This is a genomic window from Paenibacillus sp. FSL P4-0184 (assembly GCF_038004625.1).
In the GTDB taxonomy this organism is placed as follows: Bacteria; Bacillota; Bacilli; order Paenibacillales; family Paenibacillaceae; genus Paenibacillus_AQ.
In genome coordinates, this window is sequence record NZ_JBBORN010000001.1 from 166,172 (window position 1) to 189,746 (window position 23,575).

The window sequence follows — 23,575 nt, forward strand, 5'->3', positions numbered from 1 at the left end:
ACACAGGAGAGTTGCTCGTTTTATTGTTTTTACTAATAAGATTTAATTCTCATACTTGAAAAGAAACCATAGATTGCTTAAGATCTGCTGCTAAGCTCTCCAGCTTTTGAGATAAGGAAACTAGCTCCTCACTTACAGTAAATTGCTGTGAAGACATAGAAGCTACCTCCTGCGTCGAAGCCGTCGTCTGCTGCACAATGGAACTGACACTCGCCATGGATTCACCTAATTGACGCTGAAACTCTATCAGTTCATGAATAGAAGCAGAGGATTCACTAAGATGCCCCATGAAGTGTTCCATTTCCTCTTTGACACTCGCAAAGATCGTTGACGACTCACGCACGGAAGAAATCTGCTCACGAAACTTTGGAGCGGTCTCATTGATATCTTTAACCGTGTTCTCAATGTGTAGACCAATCTCTTCCGTAATCTTGGAGACCGATTGGATCGACTCATTCGATTGGTTAGCGAGCTGTCTGATTTCATCAGCAATCACTATAAAGCCTCTGCCTGCTGCACCGGCTCTTACCGCCTCTATAGTGGCATTTAGCGCCAAAATATTGGTCTGCTTATTTACGGCAATCATAGGACTAAGAATACTACGAATTAAATGAGTACTCTCTCTTAGCTTATTGGAGTTCTCTTGTATTCGATTGAACATCTCCACCGTAGATTCACTCTGCTCTACTAGCAGCTTCATCAGCTCTGTCCCCTGATCACTAACCTCAATAACCCGCTCCGCCGAAGCGTCCATTACTGTATTTAGTTCAGTTACTTCACTCATCTTACTGCCAATGATTTCGACATTAGCATGGCTTTTTTCTGCTTCGACAGCAAGGCTTGCTGCTCCAAGTGCAATCTCACCCGTAGCAGATGCAACCTCTCTGGCATGAAGTGAGGTTGTACCTGACGCTTTGACTAATTGCTCTGAAGTACCAAGCACTTCATCCGCTGACATTTCACTCTGGCTTGCAAGCAGAGAAATTTGCTCCATCATTTTGTTAAAGCTATGCCCGAGCCGACCAATCTCATCCTTACCCTTAAAATTCGTTCGTACACGAAGGTTTCCTCGCTCACCTTCTTCCATTAAGGTCGCCAGTTTACCTAGTGGACGCCCAACCAAACGAACAAGAACATAACCAATTAGCAGAGCTATCACGGCAGCTGCCAGCACCACAGAGAACGTGATATAAAGAAGCTTATCTGCCGACTTCGTAAAATCACTAACGGGTGCATATCCCATGAGCGTCCACTTTGCAGTCTTTAAAGGCTGATACACGACAAGCTGCGGACTTCCGTTCTCATCGGCTGCTGTAAATGAATGTTTCTTTTCTACATCTTGCCCTTCTGATACTTTTATGTAAGAGGGTTGACCCAGTTTAGCATGATCCGCACCATAAACTATGTTACCTTCTGAGCTCAAAATTCGAATCTCACCTGTAATTCCAATCTGAAGATTAGACAACATTTCGGTCATTGCCTTGCCTTTAACTTCGATCAGCATGTAATACTCCGCTTCAGGATGTACAAGATTGCGAAGCAATCTCCCCATAGTTAAAGTAGGTTCAGTATAAGAATCAAAGAAGCCCTTCTCACGAACCGGAAACCACACTGGCTCCCCTTTAGCATCTGCAATTTGTTTCAGTCTTTCAGCAATACCTTCATCACTACGAAGGCCACTAATTCCTGTAGATTTATACGATTCTGTTTCTTCCAAGCTCTTAGATACCAGTCTGACGCCATACATCCGCTCATCTGATCCTTTAACTAAGTCTAGCTTTCTACGAATCCGATCTTCTGCGGAAACTTTGGCTACCGTTGTAAGTTCTCCACTTTTTATGTTTTCCAAATCACCTTTTAATGTGGAGTCGAGGGCAAACTGCCTTGAGAGCGCTTCGTATTCTGTTAGGACAAAATCCAGCTTGTCCGCTGCTTGAACTATAGACTGTGAGGAGGCCGCGGCAACCTCATCTGTAATGATATCTTTGGCAGCAAAATATGAAGTCAATCCTAGAACAGAGGATAAGAGCACTATGGAGCTGAAAAGAATAACGAACAATTTTATCCCAACTGATCTAAACTGTAGGGTCCATAGCTTTTTCATTAAGTTCACTCCCTATGATGGAAAAAGGGTACAGCCTTCCATTTCTGTACAAAGGCTGTACCCAGTTCATTCTTTAGTATGAAGCGAAATTGTTACCCCTTACTAGCTCCTGCAGTCAATCCATCAACAAGCAGACGTTGCAAGAATACAAACAAAATCATAATCGGGATAGAGATCAGAACAGCACCGGCAGAGAATAAGGTGAAGTTAGTGTTTTGGTTCGTGTTAACCATATCCCACATTCCGACTGCGACGGTCCAGTTCTCCTTTGTCCGCAAAATAAGTCTGGCGAAAATGAAATCGACCCAAGGACCGACAAACTGAGTCAGTGCCATGTAAGTGATCATAGGACGTGACAAGGGAAGAATCACTCGCATAAAGATCCCGAAATTACTCGCCCCGTCTATTCGAGCCGCCTCATCCAAAGAACGAGGAATCGTGTCGAGGAAGCCTTTGGCGATAAAGGTTCCCCCCAGCGGCGCCCCGGCTGCATAGACGATAATCAAGGCAATATGCGTATCCAGCAAATTAAACTCCTTAAGGAGCATATAAATGGCAATCATACTCATAAAACCAGGGAACATACCAAGAATCAGAACCGTAGATAACGCTGTTTTACGCGCTTTAAAACGGAATCTGGATACTGCATAACTGGTTAACAAGGTAAGAACTACACCGATAAGCATGGAGAATATAGCTATCTTCAATGTATTCGCATACCAAGTTCCAAACATATAGCTTGGTGACGTGAACAATTCTCTGTAGTGATCAAAGGTGAATTGCTCAGGGATAAACGATTTACTGTACAGTGATTTACCAGGCCGGAAGGAAGCAAACAGAATCCAGAGGGCCGGATAGAGTGCCGCTATCGACAAAGCAATCAAGATGATGTAACTACCACTTAAGCGAATAAAGTTCGCGATCTTTCTGCTCATTGGATCATATCCTCCTCTTTGAATGATTTCGTCCGGCGGTAATTGTACAGGGAGAATGAAGCAACAATGATAAAGATAATAATCCCTATTGCCGAAGCCATGTTGTTTTTATTCTGATCAAGTGTTAATTTGTATAGCCAGGTTACTAGCAAGTCCGTGGAACCGGCATATTGATAATCACCATTTACAGGACTACCGCCTGTCAATAGGAAGATCGCATTAAAGTTGTTAATGTTACCTGCGAATTGTGTAATTAAAGTAGGCGCTGTGGAGAACAATACCATTGGTAACGTAACGATACGGAACTTCTGATAACCTGATGCTCCATCCACCTCAGCGGCTTCATACATATCCCGAGGAATTGTAGTCAGTACGCCCATAATAAGTAACATCGAGACTGGAATACCAACCCACATGTTAACAATAATTACGGTAACCTTAGCCCAGAATGGATCTGTCAACCATGGTAATCCACCCATTCCAAAATACCCAAGGTATTGGTTGATGGGACCGAATTGACCGTTAAATAAATTGCGCATGAGCAGTAAAGAGATTAACTGCGGTACTGCGTAAGGCACAATCAGAATAACTCTCCACATTCCTTTGAAACGAATACCTTTTTGGCTCACCAATAAGGCTACCAATAGTCCTCCGAAATATGTAGTGATCGTCGAAAGAACTGCCCATATAATCGTCCATGTTAATACACCATAAAAAGTGTGGCTCCATGTTTTGAGAACTAATAAATTTCGGAAAGTCTGAAATCCAACCCAGTCAACCAATTTAGCGGGTGGAAGATGATCAGGTGCGGAATAGTTCGTAAACGCCAGCAGGATCATGAAGATGATTGGCATGATCGTAAAGAATAGAACACCAATACCCGGCAAGACCAAGAACGTCTGAGCGAACTTATAATCCAGTATATAGCGAACACTTTGTTTAAAGGTGTTTGCCTGAAGACCGTTATCGCGTTTCTCTCCAGTCTTATAAGCATCTTTAATGTTCAAATACCAAGCGAGGATTATGATGATAAGCATTAGAATGGTGATCAAGCTTTGAATCAAAATATAAATCGAGTGATCCCCAGCTACCATCTTAGCGATGCCTTTTACTTTTACCAAACGGCTAGGGTTCTCTCCTAGTGTGACAAAACCCCATAAAGCAGTAGCAAGATTCTGAATAAAATAATAAACAGCGGCGGCTTCTACAACTAAAAACATGATTCCTTTGATGAATTGGCGGTTATATATTTGTCCCAATCCCATGAAAATCGTCGACAGTACTGCGGCCCTCGTGCGATGTCGCTGCATTTCGCTTCCGTTCTCCTCTCCGAGTGAAAATAAGAAGCTGCCCTCCGCTAAACATGCGACGGGCAGCTTGATTCACTGTATGCTGTTAAGACTGTGATTTATGATCCTTATTGCGATGAACTGTTGTTCAAATCTTTGATTTGTTGAACGGCTTTGTCCATTGCTGCTTTTGGATCTACACCCTTATCCCAAATTTCTGGAAGCGCTGCATTTACAGGGCTCCAAACGTTACCCATTTCAGGGATAGAAGGCATTGGTTGGGAACTCTTAGCTTGTGCTGCAAAAGCGGACACGAATGGATCATTAACGATTTGTGGATCAAGAAGCGCCTCGTTGTTTGTAGGAACAGAACCGATCGTTTTGTTCAGTAACAATTGAGCGTCTTTGCTTGAAGCAAAATGAGCGTACAATTTAGCAGCATTCGGATATTGAGTAAACGAGTTAACTGCGAAAATTTTGATACCAGAGAATGTAATAGCTGTTTTGCCATTTACTGTAGGGATCGGTGCGATACCAAGGTTATCTCCAAGAGCTGCTTTGTATCCTCCAAGCTCCCAAGGACCAGTGATATCCATCGCTACATCACCTGAGTTGAACAAGCTGCGTTTGATATCACTATTGATATCTCCGCTCTTAATTGGCAATGCTTCTTTCATTTTCACAAATTCTTTAAGTCCTGCAACAGCTCCATCATTAGCAAGTCCGATATCGTCTTTATCTGTACCGTCCTTACCAAATAGGTATCCGCCATCGGAAGCGATAAACATGTAGTTGAAGTACAGGTTTCCTACTTCCCACATAATTCCGTATTTGTTCTTGGATTTATCTGTGAATGTTTTGCTGAATGCAAGAACATCGTCGAAAGACTTAGGTGCTTCTTTAACGAGTGATTTATTGTAGAACAATGCATAAGTTTCTGCTGCTCTTGGGTAGCCATACAATTCGCCTTCATACGAAGATCCGATAATCGAAGCTTCAGTATTGCTAGCTTTTGTTTCTTCACCGAAGACATCATTAGGAAGAACCAAGCTCGCACTTGCCGCTTTACCTAAGTTGTCGTGAGGGATAAGAACAACGTCTGCTGCTAATCCTGAAGGACCATCTTGCGTAAGTTTAGTTACTTGATCTGGTGGTGCCAACTCTTCAATCTTGACTGGAACGTTATATTTTGCTGTGAACTGCTTAGCAATTTCATCTGCGAATGGTCTTTCTTCCTTACTTTCCCATACAACTAGTGTCGCTCCATCTTCAGGTACAATTTCTTCTGTTGCTGCTGCATCTGTGGTCTCTGGCGCTGCAGTCTCTGTAGTGTTGTTAGCAGCATTAGTAGCTTTTGCTGCATTGTTTCCCCCGGCATTCCCATTGTTGCTCGAACCACACGCTGTAACGGACAGTGCCATAGAGACAGCAGCGGTGATAACCATCACTTTTTTTAACTTCATTACTTTAACCCCTCCCAATTTTAAAAAAGCATAAGATGATAAAATAGTAGAGCTAGAAATTTGCGCAAACGATTTCAGAAAAGCTAAAAAAAAAGTTATTCTTTTAGCTCGCTCCTTCTTGAGATGCAATTCGCAGTGCAAGAAAGCGCTTCATTCATGAATACATCATACAACAGTATCGTTTGTTTTTAAAAACGTTTGCACATACCATATTTGACCATTTTCCATTAATTAATAAACACTATAGGCATTTATCTCCATTTTTCACATGATATCTTTTAATTAATCGATTATTCATGTGTTTAAAATTGGAATTGCTATTTTATTTGCCCCTGATATGCCACAAATTCACTTTTCCAATAGATTTACAATTATCGGGCAGCAGAAACGCTCATATACTCAAGTGAAAATTTGTGCAATGGTTTGAACAAGAGTATTGAAAGCCCTTTTATTCCATGCTATAATCCAAATCGTTAAGAGGCAACCCAACATGAATCATTGCATCTATTGTCTGCCTCCTGTTCTATATAACTAAAAGGCAATGTTACTTATGAAAGGTACAACCTCGGACAAGCTACTTCGCGGCGGTTGTGCCTCTTTGTTATGTGCAGGTTTGCCTCAACATTTGCGCATGTTGCATAAAAAACTGTGCAACCAATAACAATAGCGACATTCTAAACCTCACGCGCTGTGGTCATTTGTTCGGAAAAGTATCGCTCACAAAACTTAAGCGTATGCTTTCGAGGTAGTTTTGCCGAAGCTGGTCAGGGAAGTATCGCTTACAAAACTAAGCGTATGCTTTCGAAGTAGTTTTGCCGAAGCTGGTCAGGGAAGTATCGCTTACAAAACTAAGCGTATGCTTTCGAAGTAGTTTTGCCGAAGCTGGTCAGGGAAGTATCGCTTACAAAACTTTAGGAGGACTTATTCATGTTACTGGAAGCTGTGTACCATCGCCCGCGGTTAAATTGGTCTTATGCCTATAATAAGAGTACGATTCACTTGCGTCTCCGCGCTAAAAAAGGGGATTTAACAGAAGTATTTGCTTTTGCAGGGGATAAGTACACTTGGGATACCACGAAAGAGCTAATTCCCATGACCCTCTTCACCTCTGATGCTATGTTCGATTATTGGGAATGTGCTTCAGTTCCCATCTATCGCCGATTGAAATACGGATTCTTACTGCAAAAGGATAACGAGAAAGTTTGGATGACCGAAAATGATTTTCAAACGAACCGGCCAGAAAATCCAAACAAGCTTTTCGAGTTCCCATTTATTAACCCTGTTGATGTGTTCACTCCACCTGCCTGGGTAAAGGATGCTATTTTCTATCAGATCTTCCCTGAACGCTTTGCAAATGGCGACCCTAGCCTTGATCCAAAGGATGTTCAGCCATGGGGAGCAGAGCCAACACCAACCAACTTTTTTGGCGGCGATCTGCAAGGGGTTATTGATCATCTGGATCATCTTAACGAGCTTGGCATCAATGCTATTTATTTCACACCACTCTTCACTGCAACTACTAATCATAAATACGATACAGAAGATTACATGAAAGTTGATCCGCATTTCGGTGATATTGCAACGTTAAAAAAACTCGTCGACCTCTGCCATAAACGTGGTATTCGTGTGCTGTTAGACGCAGTATTCAACCACTCCGGTGGAACCTTCGCTCCATTTTTAGATGTTCAGGAAAAGGGAGAAGACTCTATTTACAAAGACTGGTTCCATATTCGTGAGTTTCCGCTTCAAGTTGTAAACGGGATTCCTACTTATGATACTTTTGCCTTTGAACCACATATGCCAAAGCTTAATACCGAACATCCTGAAGTTAAAGAGTACTTACTGAAGGTCGCTGAATTCTGGATTACAGAAGTTGGAATCGATGGTTGGCGCCTCGACGTAGCCAATGAAGTAGATCATGATTTCTGGCGTGAATTCCGCAAGGTGGTAAAGCGCGCTAATCCGGAGGCCTACATCCTTGGAGAAATCTGGCATGAGTCTGCTCCGTGGCTGGAGGGTGATAAATTCGATGCCGTCATGAACTATCCCTTCACTGATGCTGTCTTAGACTTTTTTGTTCATGGTAACCTTGATGCAGAGGGGTTTGCCAACTCTATTGGTAGACAGTTATCGCGCTACCCACTGCAAGCAAGTGAAGTTGCCTTCAATCTGTTAGATAGTCATGACACTCCACGCTTACTCACGCTGGCTGCTGGGGACAAAAATAAAATGCGATTAGCTGCACTATTCCAGTTCACCTTTATGGGTACTCCTTGTATCTATTATGGCGACGAGTTCGGAATGGACGGTGAAGGTGATCCAGGTTGTCGTAAATGCATGGAGTGGAACCCTGAGAAGCAGGATCGTGATCTGTTCGAATTCTACCGTCAGCTCATTCAAATCCGCAATGAGCAACCTGCACTTCGCACGGGGACTTTTACTTTCTTAGAGGCAGGTCGACAAGGCAGTAAGATAGCCTACGAGCGCCGATTGGATCTTGAGACTATAGTTGTACTGATCAATAGCGAAGAGACCGCTCAAACGTTCCGTATTGACGTAGACGAGCGAAATTGGGAGAACTTGTTCACGGCCGATACAGTGCGTGCTGAGCGTGGCAAGCTGAACGTGAAGATGCCTGCTTATGGTTTCGCCATACTTAAAGCAATCAACTAGATTTAAATGCCTTTGGCCATATAAAACATAACAAAACAGGGTATCTCACTAGCTATGATAGCTGTGGGATACCCTGTTTTCTATTAGAGATGACTAAGAACGACTGTCACATTACTAACCAACTACTAATACTTCGGTGCACTAACAATCAGCACACCGAAGTCCAGTTTACTTGCTCAGTAGTGTATAAATAATCTGTGCGCTTTCGGCGCGGGTCATCCACCCTTTTGGAGCAAATTGATTGTTCTCTCTGCCTTGCAGAAGCCCTAGACCTGCTGCTGTCTTCACGTAGCTATCTGCCCACTTGCTAATGCTAGATGCATCTGCAAATGTCGTGACACCCACTGCTGGTTCGATCTTCTTACCAGACTTCACTTCAAGCGCACGGATCACCATGATAGCCATTTCCTCACGGGTAATGGATGCATTCGGCGCAAAAGTATCCTTGCTTCGACCACTAACAATGCCCAGCTTAGACGCTGTTGCTACGTATGATGAATACCATGCATCTGACTTGATATCAGTAAATTGAACCGACCCTTCCACATTTAAACCAAGTGCACGAACTAGTAATGTGGTAAATTCCGCACGACTAACATTACTCTTCGGATTAAATTCGGTTGTTGTAACGCCTGAAACAATTTGTTTTGCTGCAAGGGACTGAATGGCATGGAATGCCCAATAAGCAGCTGGAACATCCTTAAACGACTTAACAATCTCGAGTACGGCATATTTACTAAAGTGTGTGACCTGTGTAGATATCACGTCTCCATTCAGTTGACCACCTACGTACTCAAGCTCGCCATTATCGCCTAAATAGTAGATCCCTAATAGATCTTTATTCGATTGGCCTTTAATCTTAAACGATATCGTGATTGGCTCATCGAACTTCTTAACTACAATCCGGGTACCATCTTTCTTCAAAATGCTAAGTCTCAGTTCAAACACATCGGAAAGCGAAGTTACGCTCCCCACCTCTTTGTTTAAACCATCTACTAATGCTTTCGCAGCAGACTGAACCAATGGTTTCAGCTCCAATAGGATTTGAGCACCTTCCGCCTCTACACCTGAAGCTAAATTTGGTATTGTGCTTAACAGTTTGTTAGGGATAGTAACTAATAGATCCCCCACTTTAAATACTAAATCAATAGATCCCAATGTTTTTGCAGCTTGCAACGGTAACAGCACCGCTGTCTTACCTGCAGCAATATCGATTTGTACCTTTCCATCTTTACCATTCTTCAAACTGTCCTCACTGACAACTTGCATATCGGCAGGAGTTGTTGGGCTAACAACAATTGGTCCATACGTTGTTTCTGGCGATGGCGATGGTGTTACTGTCGGTGTTGCTTCTGGTGTCACCGTAGGTGTCGGTGTTGCTTCTGGTGTCTTCGTTGGTGTTGGCGTTGATTCTGGTGTCTTCGTTGGTGTTGGCGTTGATTCTGGTGTCTTGGTTGGTGTCGGCGTTGCTTCTGGCGACACTGTTGGTGTCGGTGTTGCTTCTGGCGACACTGTTGGTGTCGGAGTTGCCTCTGGTGACGCCGTTGGTGTTGGTGTCGGTGTTACATCCGATGCCTCTACCAGAATAACCGTACCCCCATCATCTCTACCTGGTAGATCAATGATTACTTTTTGATCTTCGGATACCGTGTATGTTTTACCGCTGTACTCATCCTTCACAGATGAATTGGCAGCAAACGGTACCGGAATCGTTACGGATTCCTCACTTGTCTTAGTGTTAATAACCGTCACGACGTTCTCATTATCGTAAGACTTATTGAAGGCTAAATAACCTAAATCATCTGAACCTGCCAGCTTCGTGCGCGTACCTTTGGAATACACTTTGGAGTATTTTGCACGGATATTCAACAGCTTCTGATAATGATCATGAAGTGGCTTTTCTGCAGTCAACTGATCCCAAGGCATATCTTTACGGTTCTCGCTGAACTCACCTTTAGTCATGTCTCCTGCATTTTTGCCCGATTTCCCCAGTTCTTCTCCGTAGTAAATGACTGGCTGTCCCTTGGCTGTGATTTGCAGAGCGGCTGCGATTTTTAGCTTACCTTTATCTCCATCCACATAATTAGACAAGAAGCCATCCTCATCATGACTACTCAGGAATTGAGCCATCATCTTCGTGTTATCAATCTTTAACTCTCGTTCCTGCAAATAGGAATCAACACTGTTAACTTTACCATCAGTAAAGTCTTTCGCAGCATCATTAAATCCAAAATCAAGCAGTCCGTCCATCTGGCCTCTTTCGAGCATTCCACCATTGCTATCAATAGTTCCGCCAAAGTATTCACCGGTCATTTTGAAGTTTGGATCAATTGAAGTCAGTGCATTTTTAAATGCTTTCCAAGTTGTATCTTCTACATGTTTGACTGTATCCACACGGAAATAGTCAATCGTATCTCCACGTTCCGTCCGAGCGTTATCTAACCACCCTGTTTGCCAAGCGATAATTTTTTCACGAACGGCTGGATCTTCCGTTTTGAAATCCGGCAAGCCTGCAAGCTCGCCTTTGATTGGATCTGTATCCGCGGATACACCATCCGTACGAAGCATTCCTTCAAAACGTGCTTTATCCTCAGCTGTAATCGTCGGCTCTTTATCCTCAGCCTTTAAACCGTAGCCCGTATGATTGAGTACAACGTCGACCATGATCTTGATGCCCTTGTCATGTGCCTTTTCGATCAATTCCTTGAAGGTCTCCATATCACCAAGATGCTCGTCAAGCTTTGTAAAGTCCTTGGCCCAATAGCCATGATATCCGTATTGTTTGAAGCCATCGCCTTTATTAAAATCAATATTATCTACAATTGGCGTAATCCAAAGCGTGTTAATACCAAGTTCTTGCAAATAATCGAGATTGTCGATCATTCCTCGGAAATCACCACCGTGGTATGCTTCCAGTTGATCTTTATCTACATTCTCATTATTTGTTGGATCTCCGTCTTTGAAGCGGTCTGTAAGCGCGAAGTATATACGAGCCTCATCCCAATCAAAATCCAGCTTATCACCTGTGTAGGTTCTCGCTTTTACCTCGAGTTTAGCATTTTCTTTATGTGCATTTCCGTACTGGTCCACGAGCGTAATCGGAATATTTTTGATCCCCGCTGACACCGTGTCCTTCACAGCAACTGTCTGTTTCATCAGCCCCGTATCCAGCTTAACTTTGCTTGGTCCCCCAAGATTGGTTAAATCCATGTATCCCTCTGAATATGTTACCTCTTCTGAAGTCACTACATTGATGGTTACAACCGCATTCTGATTAGATGTAACTGCTTCCGGATTTACGGATGTCGTAATCTTAACGTCAGGAATATGATACACAACAATAGATTCATCATTCACTGTATTCTTAGGATCTGTAAATTCAGTAGTGATTCCGTTTTTCGTGATCAAGAACGTATACTTATACGTACCTTCTACTAAATCAGTCAAAGTGTAAGTGAACCACTCGTTAGCGGAATCATAAACCATTGGATATGTTTTTCCATTCACTTTTACTTTAGCAGCCGTGATCGCTTCCATATTTCCATTACGGAACAAGGCATCATCGCGATATCTAAAAGTAATCGTTCCATCTTTAAGGATAGGACCGCTAATACTTGGTTTGATATCAAACTCCTTCACCCCGCTAGTTACATTCACTTTAGTGAATAATTCACCAGGCGTCAGCGGAATGATACGGTCATCCCCGTAAGGGTCCTTAATCGACCAATCGGTACCTTTACGAAGGACGAACCCTACACTTGTCGCATTCTCAGCAACCTCAATCAAAACACTCGCTGTGCCATTCTTAAAGGTTGTAAAATCAATCTGATCATTTTTAACTCCTGTATTCCAGACCCAGATGTTCCAATCCTTATAATCCTTATCACTACGGGTATAAGTGAACAGAACATATCTCTTATCCGTAACCTTAACTGTAACGGTTGTAGAAATACCGCCATAAGTAATGGTAATTACAGCTGTTCCATTACCAATTGCCTTCACTTGACCTTTATTGGTTACTGTAGCCACTTCAGGCTTATTGGAAGTATAAGTAGCCAATTGCGTAACATTTCTTCTGCTGTTGTCGTCGTACTTCGCAAAAACAGCTGTTTGATGCGTATTGCCTGCTGCCAGCGTGTAGCTTGCACTATCGGTCTCTATAGAAGTAAGCGTAGCGGCTTCAGCTTCCATTTTGATAATCACTGCAGTCAAAGGATCAAGCTTGATTGAACTCGCATTTAAAATGAAACCACTCTGTTGACTAACCGCAGTAACACCAGCTTCATCATTGTCAACAACCACTTGACCACTCGTCAAATCCTCCGATAAAGTCAGAGTTCTAGCCGAGCTATCGCCATTCATGAAGACATAATAGATACCTGTGCCATCAGTAGCTTTGTTTGAATAGCCAATGACAAGATCATCAGTCTTCATTTCTGGTGCAGGAATTAGGTTAACATTGGAATCAACCAGATCCTTGTCGCCCAATCGGAATGCATCGGTAGACTTTCTCAATTCCATCAGACCTGACGTATATTTTCTTGTCGTGTTCTGTACTGGGAATTGTGATTCATCCGTTGCTTTGGTCCAATCAAACATGTTGACAGCATCCGAAGAATCATACGAATCATGAATAAAATAACCAAAGGATTTGCCTTCACTATCAAACATTTCAGTGTATTTATCCTGAGGAACCGAAGTGCTATTCCATTGCTTGGTACGCCCATATTCCTGGCCTGCATGAATGAAGGCAGTGCCTTGGGAGGTTAGAACAAGCATGTTTCCAAGTCTAATCCGTTTCTGGATTTCAAGCTCATTCTTCTCAATGGCAGGATTTTTCTTGATCGTTTGTGCAATAACATCGTGCAGCGTCAGGTTATCATGCGCTTCGATGTACGGAACGATATCACCTGGATCATCAGCAGGCGTATTTGAGGGCTCCGCCTTAATATTGTTAAAGATTGTCGCTATTGGACGCGCTCCGCCTGTAATAAATCTAGGTTGACCTTCGGAACCATAACCAGATTTCAATTCATTACGGAATTCATCAGAGAAAACACCGACGCTATCCGTTTTATCCATCCAGTCCTGATCTGCCCCTTTTCCAGCAAGGGAAGGATCGGCTGCGGCACCACCGAATGTTCTCCAGCCTTCACCGATAAAAAGTGCCTTCGGATTAATATCTGCCGCGGCATCATAAGCATTCTGAACAGCCTCTGCTGTCGCATCGCCCATCATATCCCAGCGCATTCCATCTATCTTGTACTCTTCAAACCAGTATTTCACGGAATCAACCATCAACTTCTCAGCCATCTTATGGTTGGTGGCCAGATTGTTTCCGAAACCTCCGATAAAGTTGCCATTTGCATCTTGGAACGCGTAGTAATTAGGTACGATGTCGTTTAAAAATTCTTTTTTAGCCATATGTGTGTACACTACATCCAGAATGACACCCATTCCAGCTTCATGTACGGCGTCAATCAATCCTTTTAATTCTTTAATCCGCTCCTCAGGATCAGCAGGTTTCTGAGAATAAGCACCATCTGGAGAGAAGTAGTTGTGAGGATCATATCCCCAGTTGTATTCATTGTTTTTAGCGGAATAATCTGTTTCTCTAGTCCCCATCTTCGTTTCGTCCCCGTAATACCAAGCCATTACAGGAAGCAATTGAATATGAGTTACACCGAGAGATTTAATATAATCGAGCTTCTTTTCAAAGGCGCTGTAAGAGCCCCATCTTTCGCCACTCAGACTATCTTCGATCGATACATCGGATGTAAAGTCTCTGACGTGGACTTCATAAATGATTGCGTCCTCGCGTTTTTCGTAGCCTTTAATATCTGCATAACCAAAGGTATCCGGGTTCGTCTGGCTTAAATCAACGATAGCCGCTTTACCGACTGTATCCCCGCCAGCACCAGCAGCACCTGTGGTATCCACAGTAAATACCGCCATTGATTTAGCATAAGGATCAAGGACCTTATTGGTTACACCGTCATTCGTCACTTCATATTGATAAAAGAATCCTCTTACATCGTTTGTAGTAGTGCCTGTCAAATCAGTCGGCTTTAAGTCCACCGACCAGACTCCTTGCTCACCGCTCGTTAAGTCAACACTGCCCACAAGCACGTTGGAGTCATTCTTATCGTACACATTTACGACAACCGAGCTAGCTTTAGGAGCCCACAATTTTAACGTGGCTGTTTTGTCAGCGTTGTACGTAGCCCCTAGATCATCTCCTGTATAATTGTACATTTCATCAAGCATTCTCCAACCACTAGCCGCAGAGACCGTTTTACCTGAATAAGTAACGCTAAGCGGAACTTTATCCAGATCAAAGGCTTTTGTATCAACTTCAATTGAAGTTTTGCTAGTAATGGTTACAGCCGATACAGGAATAGCAACACCGTCTTTATCTTTAACGGTAATCTCATTCTTCAATGCTGCTGCATCCAAGCCGTCAGTTAACGTGAAGCCAAGAAGGATTTTGCTTGTCGATAACACCTCAGCGGACACTAAACCGATAGGTGTTTCACCAAATGGAGATACATATACATTGTTGTCTCCTTCTTTTATCCACAGCTGGTTGTAACGATCCAGTAGAGTAAATCCTTTGTCACCGCCGTCTTTATTATCGCCATTCAACGGGTTCACTACGAGAAACCCAATTTTTTTTGCAGCTTCTTTCAATGGAATATCAATATAAGCACCAAAGCGACCTACTTGATCTGCTCGGAATGGAACTGCATCTTTAGGCCAATCCTTAAGTGAAACTGCTACATCTTCCCACAACCATAATCCATACTGACTTTGATTGGAATCTGATCTCATATAATGGATCCGAACAGTATTTGCCGGAAGCTTAACCGGTTCATAAGGCGTAACTACATCAGAGCCTTCTGTGATCCATACTTCATTAGTTTGTGGAGTATTAATCGAGAAGTTCTTATCTCCTCCATCTTTAGCACCACTTGCACGCTGAAGTGCGATGAATGAGATTTTCTTAGCCCCATCCTTAATCGGCACATCAACATATGCACCATAAGAATCCATTTGTCCTTCAGGGAAAGGGGTCGCACCCATAGCCCAATTATCTGAAGGATTTACAACATCACCCCATAACCACAATCCCTTATCAGTGTAATCACTAGCTTTGTAGTGAACACGAATGTGCCCTGCTGGAACTGGTGTAACCTCTACAGATTCAGTAGGGATTTTATATTCTGCGGTCACACTGTGATCTGCAGTATTGTACTTGAAGGTTACCTTAAGATCTAACGGTAGACTCAACGCTAGATCGCTTTCTGGATAAGACATATCCTCTGCTTCTGTGGCTCCTGGAACAGAAACCTTATATGTGTAATCTCCCTGAGGCACAGTAACAACTGTACTGTACACACCATCAAAATCAGGATCTGATAACGTGGACAACGCCTCTGCTGGCAGGTTTCCTGTCAATCTTGGCAGTTTATCCGCAGCAATTGGCGTGTAGTACGTAGAATCAGCTATTTTATGATTGATGTCATTATAATAAAAGGTTACAGTCGTTTCTGTTTCTAGCTTGATGTGGATATCGCCTTTATTATCAACTCCATTAGGATTGGTATAATTTCCGTAGCCATAACTCTCATCAAAACTATCGTTCAGAGCAACCTTATAATTATATTCTCCTGCTGGCAGAGTCCCAGTAAAAGAATACAACCCATTGTCTGAGTAAGTCATTTGGGTGACTACTGATCTCTCATCCCAATCCTTGCCGGGATTTTCCGCTCCAGTAGAAATAAACTGTGATTGCAAATCACCGACCAAAACTACCTTTGTCGTTTCTGCTGAAACCTTAACTGGGTGTAAGCCGAGACTGGAGAACACAAGAGCAACGATCATGAAGATCGCGAACGTCCTCTTACCCCATAAATTTATTTTCATTTTTGTAAAACCTCCCATAATTATGAATTCCCTTTGTGCAAGCGGATACATAATTTCTCGAACCCCGCCAATTATTCTGAGGTTATGAAATCATGCGTCTTCCTTCTGTGGTTGGAGAAGGTCTATGTGTGCGGCTCGTCAAACCGGATTAACAGCATCATCCTCCCATCAAAGTTAAAGATCAAACCAAAACCATGAATTTAGTGCAAACGTTTGCAAATAGTCGTGCACAAACCTAAGTACATAAAAATTATTCCTTAACACAACTGATATCGATCCAAAATCGCCCAATGTAAACGCTTGCTATATTTTGATTTACATACTAATGCTGTATTTATGGTATTGTCAACCAGTATTTTTATGTGTTTAACGAACTCAAATTATCATAAAAGTAAAAATAAAGAAAAGTAAACCTGATAATCCCATTTAGGATTTATCCCTTTTTTTGAATGTCTCTCTAATTCCATTCCTCGAATCGAATTGTTCCAAAAAATTTAAGCCACACGTTTGCATTTACGAAATGCTCCTTTCAAAGAAATCGGATATCTTTTATACATATTAAGATCAATCTTGCTAAATCATTCATACTTTTTTGGTGAAAACAAACAATTTTACACATAAATTTCTAATACTCTTTCCAAAAGTAGCAATATTGCCCTTCCAAATGACTTTATCTATTTACAATTTAGAACTCTTAGATTAATATTACTGTGTAAAGCAAACGGTTCCATAAGGAGGTTTCTATGACAGTTACCATTAAGGATGTGGCCAAGAAAGCGGGAGTATCTCCCTCCACGGTATCCCGGGTATTGTCCAATCACCCCAGAATCAGCCTGGAAACTTCCCGCAAGGTCAAAGCTATTATGGAAGATATGGGCTATACACCTAACATGATGGCTAAGAGTCTAGTGTCGAAAACTACAAATAGCATATGCTTCAGTCTTCCTAAACCAGCTGAAGAGCTGTTCTCAAATCTATTTTTTATGGAATTAATCCGAGGGATCGTTACACAAGCTAGCCGTTCCGGCTACGACGTGTTAATTAGCTCCGGAGCAAACGAGAAGGAAGAATTGGAAGCCGTTTCAAGACTTCTAAAGGGTCGTCGAGTAGATGGTGTTATTCTGCTTTATTCTCGTACAGATGATGCTGTTATTGATTTTCTAGAGAGTAACGATTATCCATTCGTACTGGTAGGCCGAAGTGATCGATATGAGAATATTTTATCTGTCGATAACGATAATGTGATGGCAGCATATGATGCTACAAACCACCTCATTTCAATGGGTCATGAACGTATTGGCTTCGTAAGTGGACCGCCTAATCTAATTGTTTCTCGCGATCGTCTCGCAGGATACCGTAAAGCACTGCTGAATAGCGGTCTTGAAATGCGTGATGAATGGATTGTAGAAGGTGAATTTCTACAGGATAGCGGATATAGAGCGATGTCTTTTTTCATGAATTTGCCTAATCGGCCTACTGCTCTAGTTGCAGTGGATGATATGGTATCGTTCGGAATTTTACGCGGATTGAATGAGCTGAAATACAAAGTGCCTGACGATCTCGCTATTGTGAGCTTTAACAATATTCCATTATCTGAATTATCCAGCCCTCCGATCAGTAGTATTGATATTGGAATTTATCATCTTGGCTACACTGCATCTCAGGTACTTATCCAGAATATCAAGAGTCCGAACCACGATGCTGGTTATACAAACCGATTTGTTATTCCACATCGCTTGATCGTGAGAGAGTCATCCATGTACTCTCATGCTAAGAACAAAACCGAATGAATAAGTGAAGCGATCAACGCTTCATTTATTTTTTGAAAATCTGTACAAACGTTTGCGCTAAATTACTAAAACTTCTTGATCCAGTTCTTTTCAGGGTGGATATTCGAATCTGAGGTTAAGATAAACTTAACATCTTTAGCAAAGCTTATACGAATTGAAAGCAAATTCAGATACGATTACCCAATGGATCACGATACTGTCACAAATTTTAGGAGGTACTACAATGACGGAAATTAAAGCCTGCTTGTTCGATTTGGATGGTGTTATCGTTGATACTGCCAAATACCATTATATCGCATGGAAAGAGCTTGCAGATGGATTAGGATTTCTCTTCACAGAACAAGATAACGAACGCCTTAAAGGAGTCAGCAGAACTGCCTCGCTAAATATTTTGCTGGAAATCGGCGGACTAACTATCGATGAAGAAGAGAAAGCTAAGCTTGCGGAACAGAAGAATAATCGATATGTCGAATATATTGCGAAAATGGACAGCTCAGAGATTTTGCCAGGTGCGCTTGATTTTCTGAAAGAGTGCCGTGAGAATGGCATCAAAGTTGCCCTCGGTTCTGCTAGTAAGAACGCAATGACGATATTAAATAATACCGGATTGACCCCTTACTTTGATGCAATCATCGATGGCACACACACAAGTGCTGCTAAACCTGATCCGGAAGTTTTTCTTTTAGGAGCTAAAGCACTTGGCGCTGATCCTAAACACTGTGTTGTCTTCGAAGATGCAGAAGCAGGAATTGAAGCTGCGTCGCGTGCTGGAATGTTCAGCGTTGGTATTGGTTCACCGGAAACGCTCAATGCGGCGAACATCGTTGTTCCATCACTCGCTCATATGAATGTGTCACAACTCAAAAAATCTTTTGCTTAAAGTCTAACGAACATTAATCAACTGAAAGTGTTAATGTGATTCGCCCTGCTACATCTAACCTACAATTAAATGAACTAAGTATTAATCATTAGATTTCTGGTGATGAGGTGACGGAGAGGAATTTTGGAACTGTAGAAGCGTAGCGTTCGCCTTTATAATCAGATTTCATCCGCAAAACGCGGCTAAAATATAGAAATCTGATTATAACAGCGATCGAAAGTCCAAAGATTCCTCGCAGTCGCACTTATACCACCGGAATTTTAATGGAAGAATGATTTGTTCATTATATATCCTCACAACATATTTAAAGGAGCCGGTTATCGTGAAACAATATTTAACAATTGATGAATGGTCCATTATTGAAGAATCCTTTGATCCACAGACACAAGAAATCTCTGAAAGTGTATTTAGCCTTGGCAACGGATTTATGGGTGGTCGAGCTAATTTTGAAGAGCAATATAGTGGAAGTAGCCTACAAGGCAGCTACATGGCGGGCGTGTACTATCCTGACAAAACACGGGTCGGCTGGTGGAAGAACGGCTATCCTGAATATTTTGCTAAAGTACTGAACAGCACGAACTGGATCGGTATTAACATCGACATTGAAGGAACTCCTTTAGACCTGGCAAAATGTACGGTTTCCGATTTCCGTCGTGTTCTTAACATGAAGGAAGGTACGCTTTCCCGTTGTTTCACTGCCACACTCGAAGATGGTAAGGAAGTTAAAGTTGAGAGTATCCGATTCGTCAGCATGACTCGTCAAGAAATCGGTGCTATTCGTTACTCCATCATTCCTGTGAATTTCTCAGGCAAGATTACGATCACTCCCTATCTCGACGGTGACGTGAAGAACAAGGATTCCAACTACGACGAGAAATTCTGGAATGAAGTTGAGAAGCAAGCTGGCACTGAAGGTGGACACCTCACCCTTAAGACTAAAAAGCTCGATTTCCATGTAACCTCTGCTATGGCTTTTGATATCCTTGTCAACGGTGAGAAAGTCAACGCTGATGCTGAAGCCATTGAACAAGAGAAATATGTAGCCAGCAAAATGAATGTATCCGTACAATCTGGCGATCAAGTCGTCATTTATAAATATGTTGCTAACGTAACCTCGCGTAATCACGGTCTTGGACAATTGGTCGATGCCGCTCAAACTGCTTTGCAAGCTGCTAAGGAAGCTGGTTTTGTAACCCTTCTGACAGAGCAAATAGAAGCTTGGAGAGAGAAATGGAAAGAAAGCGACATCATTATTGAAGGTGACGTTTCGGCACAGCAAGCGATTCGCTTCAATATTTTCCAGCTAAACCAAACCTACAATGGTGAAGATGACCGTCTGAACATTGGACCTAAAGGCTTTACAGGTGAAAAATACGGCGGCAGCACTTACTGGGATACAGAGGCGTATTGCGTTCCCTTCTATCTCAGTACAGCAGACTCCTCTATTGCTCGCAACCTGTTGATCTACCGTTACAAGCATTTGGAGAAGGCTAAGGAAAATGCTCGTAAGCTTGGTTTCGCAAAAGGCGCATTGTACCCAATGGTTACAATGAATGGCGAAGAGTGCCACAATGAGTGGGAAATTACATTTGAAGAAATTCACCGTAACGGTGCTATTGCTTATGCGATTTACAACTATGTGAACTACACAGGAGACAAAGCTTATCTTGGTCAATATGGCCTTGAAGTTCTGGTGGAAATCTCCCGCTTCTGGGAAGAACGTGTTCACTATGCAAATCGTAAAGACAAATACGTGATGCTTGGCGTAACGGGACCTAATGAATATGAAAATAACGTAAATAATAACTGGTACACCAACCGGATGGCTTCCTGGACTATGGAATATACCTTAGAAGCTCTGGATTATCTGAAAAAGAACGAATCCACACGCTATGCAGAACTAGTTGACAAACTAGGACTCCAAGAGAGCGAAACTGCAAAATGGAATGATATCATTGCCAAAATGTATTATCCTGCAGATGAAGAACTGGGTATCTTCTTGCAACAAGATGGCTTCCTAGATAAAGAGATTATTCAAGTCAAGGATCTGGCAGCTGAGAACCTGCCGCTAAACCAAAAATGGTCTTGGGATCGTATCCTTCGTTCTTGCTTCATTAAACAAGCAGACGTTCTGCAGGGATTATATTTCCTAGGGGACCGCTACGATCTGGATACCAAAAAACGGAATTTCGACTTTTACGAGCCGATCACTGTTCATGAGTCCTCTCTATCCCCTTGTATCCACTCTATTCTAGCCAGCGAACTAGGATATAAGGATAAGGCTTATGAAATGTACTTGCGTACTTCAAGACTGGATCTTGATAACTATAACAATGATACCGAAGACGGCTTACACAGCACTAGTATGGCCGGTACTTGGATGTCAATCGTACATGGCTTCGGCGGATTACGTGTTCATGATGGCAGACTGGCTCTGAGCCCATCGAACCCAGGTCACTGGACAGCGTACTCTTTCAAAATCATGTTCCGCGGCTCCCGTCTAAAAGTAAGCGTTTCGGACGCACAGGTTACGGTTACGAATGAAACTGATATTCCAGCTTCTATTACTATCTATGACAAAGAATATACCGTGAACGGACTAAGCAGCATCACTGCTGACAGCAATTCCGTCACAGTATAAACCGACACCACAAGAGACCCTTGGAGCCAATAGCTTTTTAGGGTCTCTTTATTTTTTTCCTAAATGGATAACTTATATAAGGAGTGATTATTAATGAAAAGAACCTTTTGGAAGGAAGCTGTCGTTTATCAAATTTATCCACGCAGCTTTCAAGATAGTAATGGTGACGGTATTGGAGATCTGCAAGGCATCATTTCACGTCTGGATTATTTGCAGAAGCTCGGTGTCGATGTAGTTTGGTTGTCACCAGTATATAAATCGCCAAATGATGATAATGGTTATGACATCAGCGATTACGAAGATATTATGGATGAGTTCGGCACGCTAAAAGACTGGGAGGAACTACTGACTGGACTGCATGATCGTGGCATTAAGCTAATGATGGATCTTGTAATCAACCACTCTTCTGATGAACATCAATGGTTCGTAGAGTCCCGTTCGTCAAAAGATAATCCATACCGTGATTACTACATATGGCGTCCAGGTGGACCGAATGGCGAACGTCCAAACAATTGGAGTTCCATCTTCAGCGGTCCGGCTTGGGAACTAGATGAGACTACCGGTGAATACTATCTACATCTATTCTCACGCAAGCAACCAGATCTCAACTGGGACAATCCAAAGCTGCGCGAGGAATTATACAAGATGATTACCTTCTGGCTCGACAAGGGTGTGGATGGATTGCGGATGGACGTCATTAATTTGATTTCTAAAGCGGAAGGGCTACCTTCCTTTCAAATCGAGGGCGAGGCGCCAGAGGAACTTGCTTGGGGTGGCGATTACTTTATGAATGGCCCCCGAGTCCATGAGTTTTTACATGAAATGAACCAAAAGATTCTTTCAAGCTATGACATTATGACCGTCGGGGAAACGCCAGGGGCTTCAGTAGAGGATGCCGTTCTTTACACAGACGAAGATCGTGAAGAACTTCAAATGGTATTCCAATTCGAGCATATGGACGTAGATTCCGGCCCAGGAGGCAAATGGGATGTAGCCCCATGGACATTAACTAAACTGCGCGACATACTTCATAAATGGCAGGTCGGTCTGGCTGACAAGGGTTGGAATAGTCTGTACTTAAACAATCATGACCAGCCGCGTATGGTTTCACGATTTGGTGATGATGGGAAGTATCGCGTAATATCTGCCAAAATGCTCGCTACCTTACTACATACACTTAAAGGCACCCCTTATATTTACCAAGGTGAAGAAATTGGGATGACGAATGTAAAATTCACAACGCTGGAAGATTATAAAGACATCGAAATTCTGAATATGTACCGTGAAAAAGTAACTGAGGGTGGCGCAGATCATGAAACGATTCTGAACGCTATCCATGTCAAAGGCCGAGACAACGCCCGTACCCCAATGCAATGGAATGCATCTGCTAATGCTGGATTTTCAGAAGGAGAACCATGGCTCAAAGTAAATCCGATTTACAAGGAAATTAATGTGGAGCAAGCATTGGCGGATTCTGATTCCATCTTCTACTACTACCAGGAACTAATAGCTTTACGCAAAAAGAACCCGATTATGGTATATGGAGAATATAAGCTGCTACTGCCTGATCATGAGAACCTTTATGCTTATACAAGAACTTTAGAGGATGAACAATGGCTGATCCTGCTGAACTTCAACGAGGCTCCTCAAACCGTTGATCTCTCCGCTGAGCTGAGCACCGTTACTGATTTAATCATTGGAAATTACCCGGATGAATCTCCAACACGAGAAATTCTGCGTCCTTACGAAGCAAGAGTGTACAGATTACAAAGCTGACTCTCTCCACCTTACTGAGTTATACTATATAGGATGATTTTGTTAAGATCATTCTTCCATCAGCAACCTGTCATTAGAGAGCAAGGAATAACAGGATT

General features: G+C 42.5%; 10 protein-coding genes. 5 read left to right on the plus strand and 5 right to left on the minus strand.

The window, feature by feature from the left end:
- Positions 1–49: 49 nt before the first annotated feature.
- From MKY52_RS00740 to MKY52_RS00755, 4 genes are all read right to left on the minus strand, one after another.
- Complete coding sequence (locus tag MKY52_RS00740) at positions 50–2,104, minus strand: methyl-accepting chemotaxis protein (protein ID WP_339801965.1); 2,055 nt, start codon at positions 2,102–2,104, stop codon at positions 50–52.
- Positions 2,105–2,196: 92 nt separating this feature from the next.
- A complete protein-coding gene (locus MKY52_RS00745) occupies positions 2,197–3,039 on the minus strand; it encodes a sugar ABC transporter permease (RefSeq protein WP_339269869.1) in 843 nt (280 codons plus the stop codon).
- Positions 3,036–4,349 carry a sugar ABC transporter permease gene (locus MKY52_RS00750; RefSeq protein WP_042125830.1) on the minus strand — a complete coding sequence of 438 codons (1,314 nt, stop codon included), beginning with the start codon at positions 4,347–4,349 and terminating at the stop codon, positions 3,036–3,038. Before MKY52_RS00750 ends, MKY52_RS00745 begins: the two co-directional genes overlap by 4 nt.
- Positions 4,350–4,456: 107 nt before the next feature.
- Entirely contained in the window at positions 4,457–5,791 is a 1,335-nt protein-coding gene (locus MKY52_RS00755; protein ID WP_341049275.1) for a sugar ABC transporter substrate-binding protein, read from the minus strand.
- 927 nt (positions 5,792–6,718) lie between these two features.
- Here MKY52_RS00755 and MKY52_RS00760 point away from each other — a divergent pair.
- Entirely contained in the window at positions 6,719–8,464 is a 1,746-nt protein-coding gene (locus MKY52_RS00760; RefSeq protein WP_341049277.1) for an alpha-glycosidase, read from the plus strand.
- A gap of 168 nt (positions 8,465–8,632) precedes the next feature.
- Here MKY52_RS00760 and MKY52_RS00765 read toward each other — a convergent pair whose 3' ends face one another.
- Complete coding sequence (locus MKY52_RS00765; protein ID WP_341049279.1) at positions 8,633–16,390, minus strand: pullulanase; 7,758 nt, start codon at positions 16,388–16,390, stop codon at positions 8,633–8,635.
- Positions 16,391–17,133: 743 nt separating this feature from the next.
- Between MKY52_RS00765 and MKY52_RS00770 the strand changes: the two genes are divergently transcribed.
- From MKY52_RS00770 to MKY52_RS00785, 4 genes are all read left to right on the plus strand, one after another.
- Entirely contained in the window at positions 17,134–18,180 is a 1,047-nt protein-coding gene (locus MKY52_RS00770; protein WP_042186323.1) for a LacI family DNA-binding transcriptional regulator, read from the plus strand.
- 223 nt (positions 18,181–18,403) lie between these two features.
- Positions 18,404–19,060 carry a beta-phosphoglucomutase gene (gene pgmB / locus MKY52_RS00775; protein WP_341049281.1) on the plus strand — a complete coding sequence of 219 codons (657 nt, stop codon included), beginning with the start codon at positions 18,404–18,406 and terminating at the stop codon, positions 19,058–19,060.
- Positions 19,061–19,382: 322 nt separating this feature from the next.
- On the plus strand, positions 19,383–21,701 hold the full coding sequence (locus MKY52_RS00780; RefSeq protein ID WP_341049284.1) for a glycoside hydrolase family 65 protein: 2,319 nt from the start codon (positions 19,383–19,385) through the stop codon (positions 21,699–21,701).
- Positions 21,702–21,794: 93 nt separating this feature from the next.
- Positions 21,795–23,477: a glycoside hydrolase family 13 protein gene (locus MKY52_RS00785; RefSeq protein ID WP_341049286.1), complete on the plus strand. Its 1,683-nt coding sequence runs from the start codon at positions 21,795–21,797 to the stop codon at positions 23,475–23,477.
- The last annotated feature ends 98 nt before the right edge of the window (positions 23,478–23,575 follow it).